The sequence below is a fragment of the Altererythrobacter sp. CAU 1778 genome (assembly GCF_054482795.1).
The window spans coordinates 897,906-914,785 of sequence record NZ_JBTLRP010000001.1 but is presented as its reverse complement, the minus strand read 5'-3'; the positions used below and the strand labels follow the sequence as shown (position 1 = coordinate 914,785).

Here is a 16,880-nt window from a genome sequence, read left to right as displayed (position 1 = left end):
CGCCCGCGTCACGCAGGCTGGCCACCCAATTCCTTGGCCGTATCTTCGGGCTTGGCCCCCTGAAAACGCAGCAATCGCGACACGATCTGCATCACACGCTCGGTCGCACCGTCGTTGGCGAGCGCCAGGTGGACGACATTGTCGCGGCCCAATGCCACAGACAGGGCGTCGCGGTCCAGTGGCAAGCGGATGCCACGCCGGTCGCTGCCTTCCATGTCGCTGCCCACCCGCCAGGCCTGGTCGAGCTTCTTGCACCCGTCCTCGCCCGCATCGCAGGCGTGGCCGAGCCACGCAACCGCACCTTCGCGCGCGGCGCGATCGATGCGGTCATTGCCCAAGATAAGCGTTCCGCTGCGTTTTTCGAGACCCAGCCGGTCCAGCAATGCCTTAACCAGCCCGCGCTCGATCAGATCGGGCAATTCGGGCGGGATCGCCAGATTGCCGGTCTTGAACGCGCGAGACAGGCCGCCTTTCAGCTTTCCGTTCGCCAGCGCCTCGCTCAGCGCGGCGCGATCGACACCGAGCCACGCACCGCGGCCCGGAGCCTTGGCGAGTATATCAGGCAGAACCGCGCCATCGGGACCAAGCGCCAGGCGAACCATCGCGGAGCGTTCGCCACTTTGGCCCGTAATGACGCAGCGGCGTTCAGGCCCGTTTTCCTGCGCGCGCGCCTTGCCGGACCCCGGTTTGCGGGGTCGCGGCGTGTCAGCGATGTCGGAACTCAGGCGCTCATTGGGTGGAGTCCGCATCGGCGGCCTCCTGCGTTTGCCCCTGCGGGGCAGCTTCGCTTGCCTCAGCTTCGGCAGGCGCCGCAGCTTCTGCATCGCCGTCGGTCGCTTCGGCAGCCGCCTGCGGCTCTTCGTCGTCGAACCAGTGTGCGCGGGCAGCCATGATGATTTCGTTGCCCTGCTCTTCCGAGAGGCCGAATTCACCCAGCACGCCGCCCTTGTCTTCCGGACGCGGCGCAGGGCGGCGCATCGGCGGACCATCAGGGCTCTGACGGCGACGCGGCGCTTCGCGCTTCTTCGCGATCAGTTCGTCGGTGGCGAGATCGGCCAGATCGTCGAGCGTCTTGATGCCGGCCTTGCCCAGCACAACCAGCATCTGTTCGCTGAGGTGCGCGATTTCGGCCAGATCGTCCTCGACGCCCAGTTCGCGGCGCTCGGCACGATAAGCTTCTTCCTGACGCTCGATCGCCTCGAGCGCACGGCTCTGAAGTTCCTCGGCCAGTTCTTCGTCGAAGCCTTCAATCATCGCCAGTTCGTCGAGCTGGACATAGGCGACTTCCTCGAGATCGGCGAAGCCTTCGGCGACCAGCAGCTGCGAAAGCGTTTCGTCGACGTCGAGTTCTTCCTCGAACATCTTGGAGCGTTCGGAGAATTCCTTCTGTCGCTTCTCGCTCGCCTCGTCCTCGGTCATGATGTCGATCTGGTGGCCGGTCAGCTGGCTGGCGAGGCGCACGTTCTGGCCGCGGCGACCGATCGCCAGCGACAGCTGGTCTTCGGGCACGACGACTTCGATGCGGCCTTCTTCTTCGTCCAGCACGACGCGCGCCACCGTGGCGGGCTGCAATGCGTTGACGACGAAGGTGGCGGTGTCCTCGCTCCAGGGGATGATGTCGATCTTCTCGCCCTGCAGTTCCTGCACCACCGCCTGCACGCGGCTACCCTTCATGCCGACGCAGGCGCCGACCGGGTCGATGGAGCTGTCGTGGCTGATGACGCCGATCTTGGCGCGGCTGCCCGGGTCGCGGGCGGCGGCCTTGATCTCGATGATGCCGTCGTAGATTTCCGGCACTTCCTGCGCGAACAGCTTGCGCATGAAATCGGGATGCGCGCGGGTCAGGAAGATTTGCGGCCCGCGGTTGTTGCGTTCCACCTTGCTGATCAGCGCCCGAACGCGCTCGCCCACGCGGGCGGCTTCGCGCGGGATCTGCTGGTCGCGGCGGATGACGCCTTCGGCGCGGCCGAGGTTGACGATCACGTGGCCGAACTCAACCGACTTGATCACGCCGGTGATGACTTCGCCGGCGCGGTCCTTGTATTCTTCGAACTGACGTTCACGCTCTGCATCGCGGACCTTCTGGAAGATCACCTGCTTGGCGCTCTGCGCGTCGATGCGGCCGAGATCGACCGGCGGCAGCGGATCGACGATGAAGTCGCCCACGCTCGCGCCGTCTTCCAGCTTCTGCGCCTGCTTCAGGTCGACCTGCTTGAAGTAGTCCTCGACCTCTTCGACGACCTCGACCACGCGCCACAGGCGCAGGTCGCCGGTCTGCGGATCGAGCTTCGCGCGGATGTCGTTTTCCGCGCCGTAGCGGGCACGCGCCGCCTTCTGGATCGCTTCTTCCATCGCTTCGACGACGATCGCCTTGTCGATCATCTTTTCCGAAGCGACCGCATTCGCGATCGCGAGCAGTTCAGCCTTGTTGGCGGAAATCGCACTGGCCATGAGTTAGTCTGCCTTCTCTTCGTCTTGAATATCGTTGTCTTCGTAAATCTCTTCGGCACCGTCGGTGTCGAGGGGGCGAGTCGCGGCGATCAGCGCGTCGGTCAGCACCAGTCGCGCCGAATGGATGGCTTCGCGCGGGAAAGACACCGTTCCGCTGCGGTTATCCTCCATCGTCACAGTATCGCCTTCGATACCGGACAGGATTCCGCGGAAGTTGCGCTGCCCGTCCCAGCCCTTGTCCATGCTCACCTTGGCTTCGTGCCCGGCCCAGTTCGCGTAATCCTTCGCACGGGTCAGCGGCCGGTCGATGCCAGGGCTGCTGACTTCGAGGTGGTAGGCGCCTTCGATCAGCACTTCCCCGCCCTCTTCCGCGGCGTCGATCGCGTCGGATACGCGGCGCGACAGGGCGGCGCACTGTTCGATCACGAGCTGCCCGGTGGCCGGGTCTTCCGCCATGATCTGCAGGGACTGTCCGCCGTCGCCAGCTTCGGACGGCATCATCTTCACGCGCACGAGGTCGAAGCCGAGCGCCCGCGCTTCGGGTTCGATCACTTCGGTCAGGCGTGCGATGTCTGCCATTCAATCTCCATTGGCCTCGCCATGCGACAAACCGGTTTCGGGCCGGCCCCTCGCGGCGCCAGCATCCAAACCTCGTCGATGTCGGGATGACGGTCAGATAGGCGGGTACCGTCAGAAAAGCAACACGGCAGTTCGTGCCGCCTGCTTTTCGTCATCAAAAAGGGGCCCGGCGCGAACCGGACCCCCTTTTTGTCACAGGATCGGAAGGCTCAGGGCACGACGCCGATCACGTCGGCATTGCCGTCCGGATCGCCGTTGACGCGGCCGCCATTGCCGACATTGCCCTGAAGCAGGATGCCCGCGAGGTGCGGCGTCGCCATGCTGGTGCCGGAAATGGTGTTGTAACCGCTGCCGGTCCAGGTCGACTTGATCGAGGAACCCGGCTCCGCGAAATCGACCGGAGGATTGCCGAAGTTGGAGAACGACGACCACCTGTCGCCGATCGCGAAGGACGAGACGGTGTAGACGTTCGGTCCGTTGGCACGCGCAGGAGAATGGCTGTTGGCGTTGTCGCTTTCGTTACCGGCCGCGAGCGCGAAGCGCACGCCGCCCGAAGCTGCCGACACGACGGCATCGTCCAGCGCCTGGCTGACGCCGCCACCAAGGCTCATGTTCGCAACGTCGCCAGGGCGGCCATATTGCGCGACGTGGTTGATCCCGGCGATCACGCCCGAGGTGGAACCCGAACCGCGACGGTCCAGCACGCGGACCGACACGACGGGCGCACCCGGAGCGACGCCGATAACGCCGATGGCGTTGTCCAGCGCGGCGATCGTGCCGGCGACGTGCGTGCCGTGGCCGTTCTGGTCACCCGCGTCACCGCGCACGAAGCTGGCCGAGCGGCCGAGGTCGACGTTGAGGTCCGGGTGATCGAGCTGGACACCGCTGTCGATGACCCAGGCGGTTGCGAAGCTGCCTGCGCCGCCGCCATTGACGCGTGCGATACCCCAGGGGGTCTCCTGCGCTGGCTGGGCGCCGCCGCCGGCGCTGCCGCCCGGCTTGGCCTTCGCCTGCCACTGGCCGGTCGTGACGACCTGGTCCTGCTCGCAATATTTGATGTTGGAATTGTTACGCTGCATGTTCGCGATTGCCTGTGGTGCGGCGTTCACGGCGAAGCCCCTCAGCGCGACGTCGTACACGAACTTCACCTGCGCGCTCGCAGCCTGAGCGGCGCGGTTGGCTTCTGCCTTGGCATTGCCGCGCGACACGCTCTTGTCGAAAACGCAGATGTAACTGTTGGCGATCTTGTCGCCGGCCTTTTGTGCCTGTGCCGGCGTGGCGAGTGCAACAAGGGGAAGCGCCGCAGCAGCGACGAGCAGTTTCTTTTTCATGTAGTCCCTCACTTCCAAAAGATATGCGGAAAGACGCGACCCGCGCCCGAAGCATAGTGAAGGCATAATGCAAAAGATGGACTTGTCGATAGGGTGGGAAAAAACGAAATAAAATTTCGTCATGCAAACGCGGCGTTAAGTCTAAATCATCGTTTTGGCAATAATGTTCAGACAGCCAAACGACCTTCTTCTTCATACAGGAGTGGCCCGCGAATTTGTTCGCAGGCTGTTTGCTAACTTCTACAATATCGGAATTGGTCTCGGGAATATTACTGAATAGCAGGCAGCTCCGTTCGCATTGCCTCTGCATTGGCCTCCGCTTCCTCGAACCGGCGATGCCGGACGATGCGCGGGGTGATGACGATGTAGAGTTCGGTCTTGTTCGAGGTCGAGGTTTCGTTGCGGAACGCCCGGCCGATCAGCGGTATGTCGCCGAGCAGCGGGATCTTCGACGTATTGGTGAGCACGTTTTCCTGCGTCAGCCCGCCGATGACGAATGTTTCGCCGTCGCGCACCGACGCGCTGGTTTCCGCCTCGCGCTGGCTGATCGTCGGGTAGCCTTGGCTGAAACCCGTCACGCTTGAGACAACGCCGTAGATTTTCGAGGTTATGTAGCCGTCGCTCGATACGCGCGGCGCGATTTGCAGCGTCACGCCGACGTTCACATACTGCACCTGCTGGGAAACGCCGTTGACCCCCGACAGCTGGATCGAGGTGAGGATCGGCAGCGCATCGCCGGTGATGATCTTGGCGGTCGACCCGCTCTGCGCCGCGATGCGCGGTCGCGAGACGATCCGGCCCTCGCCCTTCGAAATCTGCAGGTTGATCGCTGCCTGCAACTGGCCGGAGATCAGGATGTCCATCGGATCGACGCCGAACGGATTGGCGCCGCCGCGCGTCACCGTGCCGGCAGCTATCTCGCCATTCTGATTGGTGAAATCGACGCCGAGGTTGCGCGCTCCCGTTTCCGACAATTCGACGAACTGGGTTTCGAGAATGACGCTGTCGACCGGCACGTCGATCAATTCGATCTGCCGCTTTACCCGGTCGATCCGGTCGGGCGAGCCGGTAATCCAGATCGCGTTGAGGCGCCGGTCGATGGCAAGGCCGTTGCCGAAGTTCTGCCCCAGCGGAAGCTCCTCCGCCTGCGCCTGCTGCTGCGATCCGACGTAACTGGTCTGCTGGTTCACGCCCGGCGAGCCGAAGCCCGGTTCCCGGCGGATGAAGACATCGTTGGGCTGGATTTCCACGCCTTCGGTCAGCAGGCCGATGACTTCCGAGACGTCGGCGTATTTCAGCAACACCAGTTCGAACGCATCGCCTGGCTGGTAAGCGTCGATCGGCCCGCGGTTGAGTTCCTGCTGCGGGAGGACATCCTCCCCTTCGGAACCGATGGGGCGGCTGCCGATCTCTTCCTCGTCGCTCACCCGCTCCACCCGTACCTGCAGCGAGTTGGCGCCGATCCGCTCGGTCTTCACCCGCGCGGGGACGGCGGTGTTCATCCGCATGATGAGGCTGGAATCCTGCGTCACGAACATCAGCGTCCGCACGATGCCGCGGAAGGACTGACGGCTCTTCACCCGGCCTGTCTTGAGCGTCGTCGCCATGACCACTTCGGGCGTGCTGGGGTTGTTGTTGAGGTCCGCCGACCGTGGCTCGTTCGGGGAAAAGCGCAGGATGTAGGTCGCCGCCTCGTCATCTTCGGTGACGACGCGCATATCTTCCAGCACCGAGGGGACGACCTGCGACTGGGCGCGGACCATCTCGGGCGCGCCGAGCAGGAGCGCGGCGAACAGCACGAAAGCGACAAGAATACTGCGGTGCCCGGCGACGCGGGCGAACGCGATTTGCATAGTTGGATAGATTCCCAATCCCGGCAGGCAAGTTATCGCATTCGTGCCGTTGGGCAAGATAGCCGGGAAGGAAGGGTTGCGGAGCGTGGCCGTTCGGCAACAACGGGTCACGGAAACCCGCCTTTCCCTAGGGACAATCGACCGCCCAAGGATTCGCGCCACAGCGCTTTTCGGTGCGAACTTCGGGCTGCCGGTCTTCCAGACTGTCGATCGAGCGCCCGGCAAATACGACCATTCCGAATGCCAACCCGGCAGTCAGGACACCGAAAACAATGCCCGCGATCCGCCTGCCGCTGGGGCGGACATTGCGTTCGTAATGGTACTTCCGACCGTTCGCGTCCTTTCGGCCGGTCAGATGATCGATGGTGGCTGCATGGTCCACGCAGAGGTCCACCAAGGTGTCGATCAGCCCCATGGCGTCACTGGCTGCCGCAATTGCGCTCCGCTTCGCGCGCGGCGCGGTCCAGCGAATCCTGCATGGCGTCGATGCGGTTGGAATTCACCGCGTCCTCCCACATGACGTCGTATGCTTCCTGCGCCCGCTGGCAACGGCGGTCCGCTTCTCCGCTCGCGTCGTAAGCGGCCGTCATTCCCGCTTCAGCAACGGTGTCGATGTTGTAGGTCAGCCATGTGCCGCCGAGGCCAATGAGGACGACCACACCGATCCAGGCGCAGCCGAGCGCCTTCAGCACGGTTTTGAAACTTTCCACCGCAACCCCCTCTTGCGCCTGAAAAGACTAGCCCATCGACCTCAAGAATTGCTTAATCGGGCCTCGGTCAGTCCTCGGCAAGGCCGTGCTTCTTGATGCAGTGACGCAGCTGGTCGTAGCTGAGCCCCAAAGCCTTCGCCGTCTGGCGCTGGTTCCAGCGGTTCTTGCCGAGCGCGTGTTCGATGATCGCGCGTTCATGGGCATCCACCGCGCCGCGCAAGTCATCGACGGAATCGTAATCGGTGGACGCCTCCGAAGCGTCGATCCTCGGCGGAGCCTGCGCCGCTTCCGCAGGGCGGGTCGGGCCGAGCGGCTTCCATGGCGAATCGAACGGGTCGAACTGGGCGTGGCCGATGGGACTGTCCCAATCGTCCCAGCGATAGACGGCGCGTTCGACCACGTTGCGAAGTTCGCGCACGTTGCCGGGCCAGTCGTAGTTCTCCATCTGGCGGGCGACGTGCTCGGAAAATCCGGGCCAGCCCTCCCAACCGAGCTCGGCAGCCATGCGCCGGCCGAAGTAGTCGGCGAGAACTTCGACATCGCCTTCGCGCACGCGCAGTGGCGGCAAGGTGATGACTTCGAAACTGAGCCGGTCGAGCAGGTCGGCGCGGAAATGCCCCTGCTCCGCCCGGCGCGGCAGATCTTCGTTGGTCGCACCGACGATCCGAACATCGACCCGCATCGGGCGCGAGGAACCGATCCGGGTAACCTCGCCATATTCGACCGCGCGCAGCAACCGTTCCTGCGCCGCCATGCTGAGCGTACCGAGTTCGTCGAGGAACAGCGTCCCGCGATCGGCCTCTTCGAAGCGGCCCACGCGCGACTTGGTGGCGCCGGTGAAGGCGCCCGCCTCATGGCCGAAAAGCTCTGCTTCGATGAGCGTTTCGGGGAGCGCGGCGCAATTCATCACGACGAGCGGCTGGTCCCAGCGATCGGACAGGCGATGGAGGCGTTCGGCGATCAGTTCCTTGCCGGTCCCGCGCTCTCCGATGACCAGCACCGGGCGCTGCATCGGCGCCGCACGGCTGGCCCGCTCGACCGCGTCGAGGAAGGCGCTGGACTGGCCGATAAATTGATTATCCCGCTCCATTGACTAACAGATAGGATATATTCCCAACCTTTGGCAATAAGCACCGTCACCGCGCCAAGGGTCGGGACATAAATCACTTTAAAACAACTACTTGTCAAACTGGCACGGTGTTTGCTGATATGTGAACGAACCCGATAAAAAGGATCGACACAATGAACCGCCACTTCTTCCAATCGCCGCTCGGATGGGCATCGCTCGCCAGCATCACCGCGATGGTTGCGTTCAACATCGCCGCGCTGACCTGGCAGGTCGACGGCGCCACCGCTTATGTCGCCGGCCCCGCCGCCATTCACCAGATGGAACTGGCGTGAACGCGCGAACCCCATCTACCCCCTTAGGGTCGGAGCGTTCCGTTTCCCCCAAGTCGGGCGCAAACCAGTCCTCGCGCCTGTCGGATGCTTCGGCCCTAACCCCCATCCCCGACGCGCCGCGCCGGGCCCGCATCGACGAGGAAGTCGAACGGATCCGCCGCAGCCCTACCCCGACGCAAGACAACACGATCTATTCAACCCTTGGAGTTCCCCTGATGGGCATATTCTCGCGCACGCGTGACATCATCGCCGCCAATTTCAACGACATGCTCGACAAGGCGGACGACCCGCAGAAGATGATTCGCATGATCATCCTCGAAATGGAGGAAACGCTGGTCGAAGTCCGCGCCAGCGCCGCGCGCACCATTGCCGATCAGAAGGAAATGCACCGCCACGTGGTGAAGCTCGACCGGCTTCAGGCCGACTGGGCTGAGAAGGCGCAGCTCGCGCTGTCGAAAGATCGTGAGGATCTCGCCCGCGCCGCGCTGCTGGAAAAGAAGAAGGCGTCGGAAATGGGCGAGCAGCTCAAGACCGAGATCGCCGTGCTCGACGACGCGCTGCGGGCCTATGATGCCGACATCGCGAAGCTGCAGCACCGCCTGCGCGAAGCACGCAGCCGCCAGGGCCAGATCGCCGCGCGGCTCGAAAGCGCGGAGAACCGCGTAAAGCTGCGTTCGCTCATGACGACCGAGCGCACCGACGAGGCACTGGCGCGCTTCGACCAGCTCGAGCGCCGGGTCGACTACGCCGAAGGCCGCGCAGAATCGCTGCAACTGGCCGACGGCACCGGCAAGCCGAGTCTCGCGGATGAAATTGCCGCGCTGCAAGGCGACGACAAGATCGACGACGAACTCGCGGAAATGAAACGCGCGCTGGGCCTCGACAGCACCGACAGCGCCGGGACGAAGGAGGGTTAACCCATGGAATTCGATTGGGTCATCGTGATGATCGGCATCTTCGTGGGCCTGCCCTGGGTCGTGCTGCATTACATCACGAAATGGAAAACCGCGGCCACCATCACCACCGATGACGAATCGCTGCTGGAGGACCTCTATCAGCTCGCCAAGCGGCTCGACGACCGGATGGACACGGTCGAACGGCTGGTCGCGGCGGACAATCCCGACTTCAACAGCCAGCGCCGTCTCCTCGACGGTGACGAGAAAGCTGCGAGCCTGCGCGAACTTGACCGCATGCTGGCCAGCGAACGCGCGAAGGGAGACATGGCATGACCATTACCAACACACTCTACAAGGATCCGGCGCGCGGCAAGATCACAGGGGTCTGTGCAGGTATCGCCAACTTTCTGAACACCGATCCGCTCTATGTTCGAATTGGCGCGATCGCGCTCGGTTTCCTCACCAACGGCCTGGTCCTGCTTGCCTATATCGCGCTCACCATGGTGCTGAAGGTTCAGCCGGAAACTGGCCAGAACGAAGCGAGCTTCGCACGTCGTTACGAGCCGGCCCGCCCGGTCCCGACGGAGCCTTACCGGGCAGAGCCGATGCGTACCGCCCGCGCGCCCGATCCGATCGACATCGAACTTGCCGAAATGAAGGCGCGCCAGCAGCGCTTCGACAGGGAGCTGGAACTCGCTGACGCCGCGTCGCCCAGCTTCCCGGAAACGCCCGGCACCCTCGAAGGCGACACCTCGCGCAATTCCGGTCGCACGCTCGAAGGTGTGCCCGCCAGCAAACGGAAGGTCTGAAAGCGATGAACAGCCCCCGCACGACGCTGTACAAGGACAGCTTCAACAAGAAATTCATGGGCGTATGCGCCGGCATCGCGGACTACACCGGGATCAACGCCATCTGGGTACGGCTAGGTGCCCTGGGCCTGACGTTCCTGAGCGGCGGCCTGACCATCCCGGTCTACATTCTCATGGGGCTGCTTCTGAACCGCAAGCCGCCGCACCTTTATGTCGAGCCTGACGAACAACGCTTCTGGCAGCGAGTGCGGCAGAACCCGAAGCGCAGCGCGCGGGAAATCCGCAGCCGAATGCGCGACATCGACCGCCGCCTGGCGGACGTCGAAAGCTACTACGTCAGCAACAATCCCCGGCTGAATGCCGAGATCGAACGACTGCGCTGACCAACCAATTGCAGAAGGGAAGAAATCAATGATCGGCGAACTTACGGGACTAATGGCGGTAACAGCGCCCTTCCTCATGGTGCTCGGCATCGTGTGGATCTCCAAGAAGAGCAAGCTGGAGGACAAGCGCCTCAACGCCACCGCCGGCGCCAGCGCGGAAAAGGCGGCACAATACGCCAGCAAGGTGCAGGCACTCGAAGACCGCGTCGCCGTGCTCGAACGGATCGTCACCGACCGCGGCTACGACGTGGCCACCCAGATCGAGGCGCTGCGCGACACCCGCCGGGTCGAAGACCACGGCAACGGCGTGCCACTCGACATCGCGAAGCGGGAGACCGCGTGATGGAATGGGGCGGCCCCGGCTTCGTCATCGCCATCATCGCGGTCAGCTATGGCGGATGGATTCTCAACAACTGGATCCGCGCCAAGCATGGCTACGCCCTGGAAGACGAGTGGGGCGGCAAGAGCGAGCGGCGCGACAGCGACGAGGCGAAGCAGCTCAAAGCTGAAAACATTCGGCTGCACGAGAAGCTCGACGCGATGCAGGATCGCATGATCGTGCTGGAGAAGATCGTGACCGACAAGGGCTACACCCTGTCCGAAGAGATCGAGGCACTGCGAGATGTGCGCCGTGCAGAAATTAGCGACAGCGGCGTGCCGCTCAGCGTCGCCAAGCGGGAGAACGTATAATGGATTTTATCGGAAGCACCGGCGTTGCCATAGCCTGCACCGCCATTGCGATCGGCTGGGTCATCAACACCTGGATCCGCGTGAAGCACGGCTACCCGCTCGAAAACAGTTGGGGCAAACCTGTTTACCCCAAGAACGATCAGGCGGTCGAACGGGTCAAGTTGCTGACGCAGGAGAATGCCGAACTGCGCGCCGAACTCGGCTCGCTGAAGGATCGCCTCGCCAACGTCGAGCGGATCGTGACCGACAGCGGCTATCGCCTCAGCCACCAAATCGAAACGCTCCGCTCCGGCGAAGCCAACTGAGAAAGGGCGTATGATGAGCTTCTGGACCGCCATCGTATTGATCGTCGCCATCAGCACGATCTCCGGCGTCTTGATCGAACGCTACAAGGCGATCGGCAAGACCGGCAGCCGCGAGGCCCAGGACGAGCGCGACCGGCTGCGCGAGGAACGCGACGCCGCCAAGGGCGAACTCGCTGACCTGCGCGAGAGGGTGAAGGTGCTCGAACGCATCGCCACCGATGAACGCGGGGCGAAGCAGATCGCCGACGAAATCGAATTCTTGAGGGACAGGTAGGTCGAAACCCGCCCGCACAGGGCCAGGTTCCACGGAGCATGAGCATGACCGAACAGATCTTCATCACCGCCGCATCGCTCACCGGGCTCGGCATAATCGCCTTCGCGGCGCTGCACGGCTGGCAGGGCTGGCTCGAACTCAAGCGGAGCGAGCTGGACCTGCACCGCCCCGAGCGGGAGCGCGGATCGCCCGAAGGCGCGGCGCGGATCGAACTCGCCGACCTCAAGGAACGCGTCCGCCAACTGGAAGCCATCGCCAACGGGGTGGAACTTTGAGGCGGTGCTGCTAGTTGCGCCCTCCATGCGCTCACTCGACGATATCCGCGAAGAATATGAATTTCTCGAAGGCGACGAACGCTATCGCCTGCTGATCGAGCTGGGGCGAGAGCTCGACCCCATGCCCGATGCACTGAAGACCGATGCCACGCTGGTGCGGGGATGCTCTGCCAGCGTCTGGGTATATCCAACCGAGCAGGGGGAGCGCCTGCATTTCCTCGCCGACAGCAACGCCGCGATCACCAAGGGCATCGTCGCGCTGGTCATCGCCGCGGTGCAGGATCGCCCGGCGGATGAAGTCGCGGCGATGGACGTGGCAGACGCGCTGGGCCCGTTCGATCTAAAGAACCAGCTCAGTTCCAACCGCACGCAGGGCGTGCCAAACATGATCGCGCTCGTGCAGGAACACGCCGCGCGGATCGCCGCGGGCTGAGCGGCCCCGGCTGCCATGCGGCACGTCTATCTCGTCTGCGGAATTGTTTTCGTAGGTCTGGCGATCATCGGTGCCTTCCTGCCGATCATGCCGACCGTGCCTTTCCTGCTGGTCGCCGTCTATTGCTTCGCACGGAGCAATCCGGAGTGGGAGAAGCGCATTCTCGACCATCCGACATGGGGGCCGCAGGTGCGCGACTGGAAAGAGAGGCGCGCCATCAGCCGCCGGGCGAAGACCATGGCGATCGGCGCGATGACGACCGGCGCGGTGTTCACGTGGTACACGCTGGGCGCGCCGTGGTACTATGTTTCGCTGGCGATATTGCTGATCTGCGGCAGCTGGATCGCCACGCGCAACGAGTAGATCAGGCGCCCGCGCTTTCGCGCACAATGGCAATCCCGGCTTCGCGTTGACGCTTGAGTTCGGCCTTCAGCGCCTCCGGTCGACGGGCAAAGACGAAACCGAAGCTGACCCCGCCTTCCTTGCCTATGGTCGCATGATGCAGCTTGTGCGCCTGCACCAGTCGCTTGGCGTAGCCGCGCTTGGGCACCCAGCGGAAGTAGCGCTGATGCACCAGGCCGTCGTGAACCAACGTGTAGATCACGCCGTAGAACAATATGCCGAGGCCGATCCACGTCGCGGGCCACCATGCGCCTGCGCCCATCACCAGCGGGCTGCCGAGCGCGAACATCGAAATGCTCATCGCCGCGCCGACGATGGCGTAGAGATCGTTCTTCTCCAGAAAGTTGTCGTGCGGTTCGTGGTGGTCGCGGTGCCAGCCCCAGCCGAACCCGTGCATGATGTACTTGTGGCTCGCCCAGGCGACCCACTCCATCGCGAGAACTGTCGCGAGGACGATAACGGCAGGGAGCAACCAGTCGGGCATGATCCCAGTATAGGTTACTCTGCCGCTGGAAAAAAGAACTCGCGCAAATGATCGCCGATGCGCGCCGGGCGCAAGGTGGCGGCATCGATGCAGCACCAGCTCGACTTGACCTCGGCCAGCACCTCTTCCCCGCGGGAGATGACCGTGTGGTAAAAGGCGCGCGCGCCGTGGAAGCTTTCCAGCACCGTGCGCGCGACCACGTCGTCTTCGAGGAAGGCGGGCTTGCGGTAGGTAATCTCGTGCTTCAGCGCGACCCATGCCTTGGCGGCGGCATCTTCCGCCGGGGCGAGCTTGTTCCAGTGCGCCAGCACCGCGTCCTGAACCCAGCCGAGATAGCGGGCGTTGTTGACGTGCCCCATGAAATCGATGTCGGCGGGGCGAATCGTGATCGGATGGGCATAGGGTTTTGCTGACATACGTGTCAGTTAGCACATAAAATCTTACCTTTCGATAACGCATCGAATTTTGCGCGCGACATCGCTTGCCGCTGTCGCCCGGTTACCGCTAATTTCGCATCCCATGACCGATAGCCCGCGCACCTTGTACCAGAAGATCTGGGACGCCCACGTGGTGGAACGCCGCGACGACGGCACCTGCCTGATCTACATCGACCGCCACCTGGTGCACGAAGTCACCAGCCCGCAGGCGTTCGAGGCGCTGCGCATGAGCGGGCGCAAGGTCCGCCGCCCGGAACTTACCCTCGCCGTTCCCGACCACAATCTGCCCACCACCCCGCGCGTCGATGGCGGCGGGCAGCGCCTGCCGATTGCCGACCCGCAAAGCGCCGCGCAGCTCGCCGCGCTGGAGAAGAATGCGCCCGATTTCGGCATCCGGTACATCGACGCGGTCGATCGCAACCAGGGCATCGTCCACGTGGTCGGGCCGGAACTGGGCTTCTCCCTGCCCGGCACGACCATCGTCTGCGGCGACAGCCATACCGCCGCGCATGGCGGGGTCGGCGCGCTGGCCTTCGGCATCGGCACCAGCGAGGTCGAGCACGTGCTGGCCACGCAAACGCTGCTGCTCAAGCAGTCGAAATCGATGGAAGTGCGCGTCGAAGGGGACCTTGGCCCCGGCGTTTCGCCCAAGGATCTCATCCTGCACATCATCGGCGTCATCGGCACGGCGGGCGGCACCGGCCATGTCATCGAATATCGCGGCCGCGTGTTCGAGGAAATGAGTGTCGAAGGTCGCCTGACGGTCTGCAACATGAGCATCGAAGGCGGTGCGCGCGCCGGATTGATCGCGCCCGACGAAAAGACCTTCGCCTATGTCAGCGGGCGTCCCTACACCCCGCAGGGCGACGACTGGGCCGCGGCACTGACATGGTGGAAATCGCTCCGCACCGATGATGGCGCGGTGTTCGACAAATCGGTCGTCATCGACGCCGCCGATGTCGAGCCGACCGTGACCTGGGGCACCAGCCCGGAGGACACGATCGCCATCGGCGGCGCAGTCCCCGATCCGGCGAGCTTTGCCGATCCGTCCAAGCAGGCTGCCGCGGCCAAGAGCCTCGATTACATGGGCCTCACCCCCGGCACGCCGATGGACGCGGTGGAGGTGCAGAACGTCTTCATCGGCAGTTGCACCAACAGCCGGATCGAAGACCTGCGCGCCGCTGCCGAAGTGCTGCGCGGCCGCAAGAAGGCGAACAATGTGCGCTGGGCCATCGTCGTCCCCGGATCCGGCCTCGTGAAGATGCAGGCGGAAGAAGAAGGGCTCGACCGCGTCTTTACCGAAGCGGGCTTCGAGTGGCGCGAACCGGGCTGTTCGGCCTGCCTCGCGATGAACCCGGACAAGGTGCCGCCAGGCGAACGCTGCGCATCCACCAGCAACCGCAATTTCGTCGGGCGGCAGGGTCCGGGCTCGCGCACGCACCTGCTTTCCCCCGCCATGGCCGCCGCTGCCGCGGTGACCGGGCGGCTGACCGACGTGCGCAAGCTCGTCTCCGCTTGATTAGCGGTTACGCCCGACGCAAGGTGAAGACATGACAAAGAAACTCCCCAAATCGCTCGGTGGCAAGGCAGCGGTCGCTGCCGGAGCCATCGGTTCCGCCGCCATCGCCGCCGCGTTGCTTTACGCAGGCCGACGCAAGGAGAAGCAGAACACGCCGACCCAGCCGGGGCCGATCCCCTCTGGCGAGAACCCGGAAACCGATTGATGCGACGCGCGGCGCGGACCATCGCAACGCTCCTGACAGGTGCCCTCGCCTGTCTGTCTGCTTCCGCGCCGGCGCAGGATGGGCCAACGATCGAAATGTGGCGGCTGGACTGCGGGACGCTGGAGATCAGCGACGTTGAAAGCTTTTCCGACACGCATCTGTACGACGGCCAGCCCAAGACGCTGACCGACAGCTGCTATCTCATCCGGCACGGCGAACGTCACTTGCTTTGGGATGCGGGGCTGATTGCCGCCGTGGCCGGAGCGCCCATGACACAGGGCGTCTACACCATCTCGATCGGCAGCACGCTGGTCGAACAGCTGGCGGAGCTTGGCCTTGCGCCTGGCGACATCGACATGGTGGGCATCAGCCATCGGCATTTCGATCACATCGGGCAGGCGGCCAGCTTCCCTCAGGCGGAGCTGCTGATCGGCAGCGCCGACGCGCAGACCATCGCAGGCGGCGCGGATGCCGACGCGGCCAGCGCCCTCGCCCCGTGGTTTGGCGAAGGGGCGACGGGCAAACTGACGCCTGTTACCAAGGACAAGGATATTTTCGGCGACGGCAGCGTCACCATGCTGGCAATGCCGGGACATACCGATGGGCACAGCGCTCTGCTCGTCCGCCTGCCGCAAACCGGACCGGTGATGCTGACGGGCGATCTCTACCATTTCACCGAACAGATCGAGAACCGCGGCGTCCCGCAGTTCAATTCCAACCGTGCCGACACGCTTGCATCCATGGACCGGTTCGACCGCATGGCCGCAAACCTGGGCGCGACCATCGTGATCCAGCACGAGGCGAGCCATATCGCGCGCCTCCCCGCCTTCCCAGAAAGCGCGAAGTAATGAACCCCATTTCCACCATAGAGGGCCGCGCGATCCCGCTCGGCCTCAAGAACGTCGACACCGACGTCATCATTCCCGCGCATTGGCTCAAGACGGTGACCCGCGAAGGGCTGGGACAAGGGGCGTTCGAAACGATCCGCGAAACGCCGGGCAATCCCTTCGACGTGGAGGATTTCGCCGGTGCGCCGATCCTCATCGCGGGCGACAACTTCGGCTGCGGATCGAGCCGCGAACACGCCGCATGGGCGATGCTCGACCTCGGCATCACCGCAGTCATCGCGCCGAGCTTCTCCGACATCTACGCCAGCAACGCCTTCAAGAACGGCATCCTGACGGTGGAGTTGCCGCAGGAACAGGTCGACCGCCTGCTCGAAGTGGCGCAGGATCACCCCATTACCATCGACCTCGAAAACCAGACCGTCACCACGCCCTTTCAGGATCGCTTTGCGTTCGAGATCGACCCATTCCGCAAGCACTGCCTGCAAGAAGGGCTGGACGAGGTGGGGCTGACACTGGCACGGGATACCGCGATTTCGAATTACGAATCGCGGAGGTCGCAGGACATGGCCTGGATCACCCCCTCCGCCTGACACGG

The 16,880-nt window shown here is 63.9% G+C and carries 26 protein-coding genes; 16 read left to right on the top strand and 10 right to left on the bottom strand.

Annotated elements, in window-relative coordinates; all coding sequences use genetic code 11:
• Positions 1-8: 8 nt before the first annotated feature.
• The 8 genes from ACXYN8_RS04175 to pspF form a co-directional block, all read right to left on the bottom strand.
• The gene (locus tag ACXYN8_RS04175; protein WP_458888052.1) at positions 9-749 is read right to left on the bottom strand and encodes a DUF448 domain-containing protein; all 741 of its coding nucleotides are present in this window, start codon (positions 747-749) and stop codon (positions 9-11) included.
• Complete coding sequence (gene nusA, locus ACXYN8_RS04170) at positions 730-2,451, bottom strand: transcription termination factor NusA (protein ID WP_458888050.1); 1,722 nt, start codon at positions 2,449-2,451, stop codon at positions 730-732. The genes ACXYN8_RS04175 and nusA overlap by 20 nt, the downstream gene beginning before the upstream one ends.
• Before the next feature lie 3 nt (positions 2,452-2,454).
• Positions 2,455-3,030 carry a ribosome maturation protein RimP gene (gene rimP / locus ACXYN8_RS04165; RefSeq protein WP_458888049.1) on the bottom strand — a complete coding sequence of 192 codons (576 nt, stop codon included), beginning with the start codon at positions 3,028-3,030 and terminating at the stop codon, positions 2,455-2,457.
• Between the two features lie 209 nt (positions 3,031-3,239).
• Positions 3,240-4,361 carry a S8 family serine peptidase gene (locus tag ACXYN8_RS04160; RefSeq protein WP_458888048.1) on the bottom strand — a complete coding sequence of 374 codons (1,122 nt, stop codon included), beginning with the start codon at positions 4,359-4,361 and terminating at the stop codon, positions 3,240-3,242.
• A gap of 269 nt (positions 4,362-4,630) precedes the next feature.
• A complete protein-coding gene (locus tag ACXYN8_RS04155; protein ID WP_458888047.1) occupies positions 4,631-6,214 on the bottom strand; it encodes a type II secretion system protein GspD in 1,584 nt (527 codons plus the stop codon).
• Positions 6,215-6,341: 127 nt separating this feature from the next.
• A complete protein-coding gene (locus ACXYN8_RS04150; protein ID WP_458888046.1) occupies positions 6,342-6,629 on the bottom strand; it encodes a hypothetical protein in 288 nt (95 codons plus the stop codon).
• Between the two features lie 4 nt (positions 6,630-6,633).
• Entirely contained in the window at positions 6,634-6,924 is a 291-nt protein-coding gene (locus ACXYN8_RS04145; RefSeq protein WP_458888045.1) for a hypothetical protein, read from the bottom strand.
• A gap of 67 nt (positions 6,925-6,991) precedes the next feature.
• Positions 6,992-8,014: a phage shock protein operon transcriptional activator gene (gene pspF, locus ACXYN8_RS04140; RefSeq protein ID WP_458888044.1), complete on the bottom strand. Its 1,023-nt coding sequence runs from the start codon at positions 8,012-8,014 to the stop codon at positions 6,992-6,994.
• A gap of 152 nt (positions 8,015-8,166) precedes the next feature.
• Between pspF and ACXYN8_RS04135 the strand changes: the two genes are divergently transcribed.
• The 12 genes from ACXYN8_RS04135 to ACXYN8_RS04080 all read left to right on the top strand — a co-directional run bounded on the left by ACXYN8_RS04135 (position 8,167) and on the right by ACXYN8_RS04080 (position 12,753).
• Positions 8,167-8,325: a hypothetical protein gene (locus tag ACXYN8_RS04135; protein ID WP_458888043.1), complete on the top strand. Its 159-nt coding sequence runs from the start codon at positions 8,167-8,169 to the stop codon at positions 8,323-8,325.
• A 152-nt stretch (positions 8,326-8,477) separates the two neighbouring features.
• The gene (gene pspA, locus ACXYN8_RS04130) at positions 8,478-9,242 is read left to right on the top strand and encodes a phage shock protein PspA (RefSeq protein WP_458888904.1); all 765 of its coding nucleotides are present in this window, start codon (positions 8,478-8,480) and stop codon (positions 9,240-9,242) included.
• 3 nt (positions 9,243-9,245) lie between these two features.
• A complete protein-coding gene (gene pspB, locus ACXYN8_RS04125; RefSeq protein WP_458888042.1) occupies positions 9,246-9,554 on the top strand; it encodes an envelope stress response membrane protein PspB in 309 nt (102 codons plus the stop codon).
• On the top strand, positions 9,551-10,030 hold the full coding sequence (locus ACXYN8_RS04120) for a PspC domain-containing protein (protein WP_458888041.1): 480 nt from the start codon (positions 9,551-9,553) through the stop codon (positions 10,028-10,030). The genes pspB and ACXYN8_RS04120 overlap by 4 nt, the downstream gene beginning before the upstream one ends.
• 5 nt (positions 10,031-10,035) lie before the next feature.
• On the top strand, positions 10,036-10,413 hold the full coding sequence (gene pspC / locus ACXYN8_RS04115) for an envelope stress response membrane protein PspC (protein WP_458888040.1): 378 nt from the start codon (positions 10,036-10,038) through the stop codon (positions 10,411-10,413).
• A gap of 28 nt (positions 10,414-10,441) precedes the next feature.
• The gene (locus tag ACXYN8_RS04110) at positions 10,442-10,756 is read left to right on the top strand and encodes a hypothetical protein (RefSeq protein ID WP_458888039.1); all 315 of its coding nucleotides are present in this window, start codon (positions 10,442-10,444) and stop codon (positions 10,754-10,756) included.
• The gene (locus ACXYN8_RS04105) at positions 10,756-11,103 is read left to right on the top strand and encodes a hypothetical protein (RefSeq protein WP_458888038.1); all 348 of its coding nucleotides are present in this window, start codon (positions 10,756-10,758) and stop codon (positions 11,101-11,103) included. Before ACXYN8_RS04110 ends, ACXYN8_RS04105 begins: the two co-directional genes overlap by 1 nt.
• Entirely contained in the window at positions 11,103-11,408 is a 306-nt protein-coding gene (locus ACXYN8_RS04100) for a hypothetical protein (protein ID WP_458888037.1), read from the top strand. Before ACXYN8_RS04105 ends, ACXYN8_RS04100 begins: the two co-directional genes overlap by 1 nt.
• 13 nt (positions 11,409-11,421) lie before the next feature.
• The gene (locus ACXYN8_RS04095; protein ID WP_458888036.1) at positions 11,422-11,682 is read left to right on the top strand and encodes a hypothetical protein; all 261 of its coding nucleotides are present in this window, start codon (positions 11,422-11,424) and stop codon (positions 11,680-11,682) included.
• Positions 11,683-11,720: 38 nt separating this feature from the next.
• Positions 11,721-11,957 (top strand): hypothetical protein, encoded by a 237-nt coding sequence (locus ACXYN8_RS04090; protein ID WP_458888035.1) that lies wholly within the window; start codon positions 11,721-11,723, stop codon positions 11,955-11,957.
• A 25-nt stretch (positions 11,958-11,982) separates the two neighbouring features.
• A complete protein-coding gene (locus ACXYN8_RS04085) occupies positions 11,983-12,390 on the top strand; it encodes a SufE family protein (RefSeq protein ID WP_458888034.1) in 408 nt (135 codons plus the stop codon).
• Between the two features lie 15 nt (positions 12,391-12,405).
• Entirely contained in the window at positions 12,406-12,753 is a 348-nt protein-coding gene (locus ACXYN8_RS04080; RefSeq protein ID WP_458888033.1) for a YbaN family protein, read from the top strand.
• Position 12,754: 1 nt separating this feature from the next.
• Here the strand turns inward: ACXYN8_RS04080 and ACXYN8_RS04075 are convergent, their stop codons facing one another.
• Both ACXYN8_RS04075 and ACXYN8_RS04070 read right to left on the bottom strand, forming a co-directional pair.
• Positions 12,755-13,276 (bottom strand): sterol desaturase family protein, encoded by a 522-nt coding sequence (locus ACXYN8_RS04075; protein WP_458888032.1) that lies wholly within the window; start codon positions 13,274-13,276, stop codon positions 12,755-12,757.
• 14 nt (positions 13,277-13,290) lie between these two features.
• The gene (locus ACXYN8_RS04070; RefSeq protein ID WP_458888031.1) at positions 13,291-13,692 is read right to left on the bottom strand and encodes an acyl-CoA thioesterase; all 402 of its coding nucleotides are present in this window, start codon (positions 13,690-13,692) and stop codon (positions 13,291-13,293) included.
• 103 nt (positions 13,693-13,795) lie between these two features.
• Between ACXYN8_RS04070 and leuC the strand changes: the two genes are divergently transcribed.
• From leuC to leuD, 4 genes are read left to right on the top strand one after another with little or no spacing between them, the layout of a single operon-like run.
• Positions 13,796-15,232, top strand: coding sequence for a 3-isopropylmalate dehydratase large subunit (leuC, locus tag ACXYN8_RS04065; protein ID WP_458888030.1), 1,437 nt, complete (start codon positions 13,796-13,798; stop codon positions 15,230-15,232).
• Positions 15,233-15,263: 31 nt separating this feature from the next.
• Positions 15,264-15,437 carry an isopropylmalate isomerase gene (locus ACXYN8_RS04060; RefSeq protein WP_458888029.1) on the top strand — a complete coding sequence of 58 codons (174 nt, stop codon included), beginning with the start codon at positions 15,264-15,266 and terminating at the stop codon, positions 15,435-15,437.
• Positions 15,437-16,285: an N-acyl homoserine lactonase family protein gene (locus ACXYN8_RS04055; protein WP_458888028.1), complete on the top strand. Its 849-nt coding sequence runs from the start codon at positions 15,437-15,439 to the stop codon at positions 16,283-16,285. Before ACXYN8_RS04060 ends, ACXYN8_RS04055 begins: the two co-directional genes overlap by 1 nt.
• The gene (gene leuD, locus ACXYN8_RS04050; RefSeq protein WP_458888027.1) at positions 16,285-16,875 is read left to right on the top strand and encodes a 3-isopropylmalate dehydratase small subunit; all 591 of its coding nucleotides are present in this window, start codon (positions 16,285-16,287) and stop codon (positions 16,873-16,875) included. The genes ACXYN8_RS04055 and leuD overlap by 1 nt, the downstream gene beginning before the upstream one ends.
• Positions 16,876-16,880 lie beyond the last annotated feature (5 nt).

Coding starts and splice junctions, on each gene's coding strand:
- ACXYN8_RS04160 (WP_458888048.1), bottom strand. CDS start 4,361: ATGAAAAAGAAACTGCTCGTCGCTGCTGCGGCGCTTCCCCTTGTTGCA.
- ACXYN8_RS04155 (WP_458888047.1), bottom strand. CDS start 6,214: ATGCAAATCGCGTTCGCCCGCGTCGCCGGGCACCGCAGTATTCTTGTC.
- ACXYN8_RS04080 (WP_458888033.1), top strand. CDS start 12,406: ATGCGGCACGTCTATCTCGTCTGCGGAATTGTTTTCGTAGGTCTGGCG.
- leuD (WP_458888027.1), top strand. CDS start 16,285: ATGAACCCCATTTCCACCATAGAGGGCCGCGCGATCCCGCTCGGCCTC.
- ACXYN8_RS04075 (WP_458888032.1), bottom strand. CDS start 13,276: ATGCCCGACTGGTTGCTCCCTGCCGTTATCGTCCTCGCGACAGTTCTC.
- pspB (WP_458888042.1), top strand. CDS start 9,246: ATGGAATTCGATTGGGTCATCGTGATGATCGGCATCTTCGTGGGCCTG.
- rimP (WP_458888049.1), bottom strand. CDS start 3,030: ATGGCAGACATCGCACGCCTGACCGAAGTGATCGAACCCGAAGCGCGG.
- ACXYN8_RS04060 (WP_458888029.1), top strand. CDS start 15,264: ATGACAAAGAAACTCCCCAAATCGCTCGGTGGCAAGGCAGCGGTCGCT.
- pspC (WP_458888040.1), top strand. CDS start 10,036: ATGAACAGCCCCCGCACGACGCTGTACAAGGACAGCTTCAACAAGAAA.
- ACXYN8_RS04055 (WP_458888028.1), top strand. CDS start 15,437: ATGCGACGCGCGGCGCGGACCATCGCAACGCTCCTGACAGGTGCCCTC.
- ACXYN8_RS04095 (WP_458888036.1), top strand. CDS start 11,422: ATGAGCTTCTGGACCGCCATCGTATTGATCGTCGCCATCAGCACGATC.
- ACXYN8_RS04090 (WP_458888035.1), top strand. CDS start 11,721: ATGAGCATGACCGAACAGATCTTCATCACCGCCGCATCGCTCACCGGG.
- ACXYN8_RS04150 (WP_458888046.1), bottom strand. CDS start 6,629: ATGGGGCTGATCGACACCTTGGTGGACCTCTGCGTGGACCATGCAGCC.
- ACXYN8_RS04110 (WP_458888039.1), top strand. CDS start 10,442: ATGATCGGCGAACTTACGGGACTAATGGCGGTAACAGCGCCCTTCCTC.
- nusA (WP_458888050.1), bottom strand. CDS start 2,451: ATGGCCAGTGCGATTTCCGCCAACAAGGCTGAACTGCTCGCGATCGCG.
- ACXYN8_RS04105 (WP_458888038.1), top strand. CDS start 10,756: ATGGAATGGGGCGGCCCCGGCTTCGTCATCGCCATCATCGCGGTCAGC.
- ACXYN8_RS04135 (WP_458888043.1), top strand. CDS start 8,167: ATGAACCGCCACTTCTTCCAATCGCCGCTCGGATGGGCATCGCTCGCC.
- ACXYN8_RS04070 (WP_458888031.1), bottom strand. CDS start 13,692: ATGTCAGCAAAACCCTATGCCCATCCGATCACGATTCGCCCCGCCGAC.
- leuC (WP_458888030.1), top strand. CDS start 13,796: ATGACCGATAGCCCGCGCACCTTGTACCAGAAGATCTGGGACGCCCAC.
- ACXYN8_RS04085 (WP_458888034.1), top strand. CDS start 11,983: ATGCGCTCACTCGACGATATCCGCGAAGAATATGAATTTCTCGAAGGC.
- pspF (WP_458888044.1), bottom strand. CDS start 8,014: ATGGAGCGGGATAATCAATTTATCGGCCAGTCCAGCGCCTTCCTCGAC.
- ACXYN8_RS04100 (WP_458888037.1), top strand. CDS start 11,103: ATGGATTTTATCGGAAGCACCGGCGTTGCCATAGCCTGCACCGCCATT.
- ACXYN8_RS04120 (WP_458888041.1), top strand. CDS start 9,551: ATGACCATTACCAACACACTCTACAAGGATCCGGCGCGCGGCAAGATC.
- ACXYN8_RS04175 (WP_458888052.1), bottom strand. CDS start 749: ATGCGGACTCCACCCAATGAGCGCCTGAGTTCCGACATCGCTGACACG.